The organism is Vibrio sp. OPT46, assembly GCF_015163535.1.
Taxonomy (GTDB): Bacteria; Pseudomonadota; Gammaproteobacteria; order Enterobacterales; family Vibrionaceae; genus Vibrio; species Vibrio alginolyticus.
This window is the reverse complement of record NZ_JADDYG010000264.1, coordinates 21,051-23,338: the sequence shown is the minus strand read 5'-3', so window position 1 is coordinate 23,338 and position 2,288 is coordinate 21,051. Positions and strand designations below refer to the sequence as shown.

At 45.5% G+C, this 2,288-nt stretch carries 4 protein-coding genes; 3 read left to right on the top strand and 1 reads right to left on the bottom strand.

Annotated elements, in window-relative coordinates; all coding sequences use genetic code 11:
• From IQR33_RS12370 to IQR33_RS12360, 3 genes are all read left to right on the top strand, one after another.
• Window positions 1-309: L,D-transpeptidase family protein (locus IQR33_RS12370; protein ID WP_193843725.1), on the top strand; the 309-nt coding region annotated here is incomplete at its 5' end.
• Window positions 310-475: 166 nt separating this feature from the next.
• The gene (locus tag IQR33_RS12365) at window positions 476-1,024 is read left to right on the top strand and encodes a DUF882 domain-containing protein (RefSeq protein ID WP_031778936.1); all 549 of its coding nucleotides are present in this window, start codon (window positions 476-478) and stop codon (window positions 1,022-1,024) included.
• Between the two features lie 129 nt (window positions 1,025-1,153).
• Window positions 1,154-1,810, top strand: coding sequence for an MBL fold metallo-hydrolase (locus IQR33_RS12360; protein ID WP_005376855.1), 657 nt, complete (start codon window positions 1,154-1,156; stop codon window positions 1,808-1,810).
• An 18-nt stretch (window positions 1,811-1,828) separates the two neighbouring features.
• Here the strand turns inward: IQR33_RS12360 and IQR33_RS12355 are convergent.
• On the bottom strand, window positions 1,829-2,288 hold a 460-nt coding region (locus IQR33_RS12355), incomplete at its 5' end, for a DUF2982 domain-containing protein (RefSeq protein ID WP_193843724.1).

Below are 2,288 nucleotides of genomic sequence, written 5' to 3'. Positions count from 1 at the left end.
AATATGCCTAACCCACAAGCTATTTATTTGCATGACACGCCAAGTAAGAACTTGTTTGAACAGGACAGACGCGCATTCAGCTCAGGATGTGTCCGTGTAGAACATGCAGACCAGTTAGCAGAACTTCTGTTCAAAACTCAGGGGTTGGAAGAACGTTTAGCGAAAAAGCGAGAAAGTTCTCGTCGGTCTAACACGTCAGTTCCTTTGGGAGAGCGCATTCAAGTACACATCATTTATCAAACAGCATGGTTGGAAGAGGGAACGCTTTACTACCGTGATGATATCTATAAGTACGATCACCGCAGTTGAAATCTTTAAGGAAAATTTACAAAACGAAGAATTCTCTTTTAGTTCAATAATTAATCAATAATTACTGCATCTGAAAATCAAGATGGAGTGTTTTATGCGTTTGACGTGACAAATGTGTTTGGTTAATGTCCACGACTTGTCTAGTTGTTGAGCACTGTATTTTGAAATGGTAAGTCGTAACTTTTCCCGCCGAGATTTCCTTAAAATGACCGCTGGTGGTGTGGTGTTGGCGTCTGCCCTGCCATCATTTTCTTGGGCTTCACTCCCTGACGAGCCACGTGCGCTGGCGATGAACAACCTTAATACTGGAGAGATCCTCGAAACATGCTATTTCGATGGAAAACGATACATTAATGATGAACTTCAAAGGCTGAATGAGTTTTGTCGAGACCATCGACGAAATGAGGTTCATCCCATGGATCGACGCTTGTTCGATCAAATAAGCCAAATTCAAAAGTTAATTGGTACAGAAGCAGAGGTGATCGTCATTTCAGGTTACCGTTCTCCTGCCACTAATGCCTCGCTGCGCAACGGGTCTTCTCGTGTAGCGAAAAAGAGCATGCACATGGAAGGAAAGGCCATTGATTTCCGTTTAGACGGTGTGAAGCTTTCAACAGTTCGTGATGCTGCATTAAGCCTAAAAGCCGGTGGCGTGGGTTATTATCCAGGCAGTAACTTTGTTCATATCGATACGGGTGCTGTTCGTTCTTGGTAGTGCCAGTTGAGACAAGGTTTCTAGTCTCAGAACGTCGTCGATTACCCACAGTTCAAAGCTTGAAGTCGCTAGGCCTTAGTGTCATAGTTGCGGCAGTTTTCACGCAAATTTATTCGGTATAGGTTATCTATGGCTCTGAAATACCAAGTTGTTCCAGTAACATCTTTCTCTCAAAACTGTTCTATTGTCTGGTGTGACGAAACCATGAAAGGCATTGTGGTTGACCCTGGCGGCGATGAAAAGCAGCTCGCTATGCTTATCAAAGAGCTGGGTGTTGACGTGGTAAACCTCGTGCTAACACACGGTCACTTGGACCACGTAGGTGGCACGGAGCCGCTGTCTGCACTGCTTGGCGGTACAGAGATTGTTGGTCCTCACAAGGCAGATAACTTCTGGTTGCAAGGTTTGGAAGGTCAGAGCCAAATGTTTGGTTTCCCGCTGACAGAAGCGTTTGAACCGCACCAATGGCTAAATGAGGGTGACACTGTCACTTTCGGTAATCAAGTGCTGAACGTATTCCATACACCTGGTCATACACCTGGTCACGTTGTGCTTTACAGCGAAGAAGCGCGTTTAGCGTTTGTGGGTGACGTTTTGTTTAACGGTAGCATTGGTCGAACTGACTTCCCACAAGGCGATTTCAATACGTTGATTAGCTCTATCAAAGAGAAATTGTGGCCTTTAGGCAATGATGTCACGTTTGTCCCTGGTCACGGCCCTCAATCGACTTTCGGTCACGAGCGTAAAACTAACCCGTTCGTTGCTGACGAGATGCCGCTTTACTAAAAGTGCGTGTACTAAGCATTATTCTGGCTCGGCGGCAGCTAAGTATCGCCGAGTCAGTCCCACAAAGTCCTCAGCCTCACGATCTAGATCACTTGCTGATATAAATAGATCGTAGCCGTAGAAACCTCTCTGATACTTCATCCGGTTGGCGAGCATCGCTAACAAACCTTTGTACTCAATCCCATCTCTGTTTATATACGGTTTAGGGTCAAGCACCATATCCTCAAACTTATCTTCACACTGATTTTGTTTCGCGCCCAAGTAAAGCAGTGCTCGCTGGCTGAGGAGAATTTCTGTCGCTATACGAGGGCAGATTGAATTTAAGTAGGGTGAGTAGTGTTTTAGACGAATACCGATCCAAGGTAGCGGTTGGTGCCACCCTTCCTGTTGGTAGCTACAAATACCGATTGACTCAATATTTCGCCATCGGACGACCCAACCTCCTTTAAAAAGGTGTTGCTGAAAGTGAGAAGCTGTT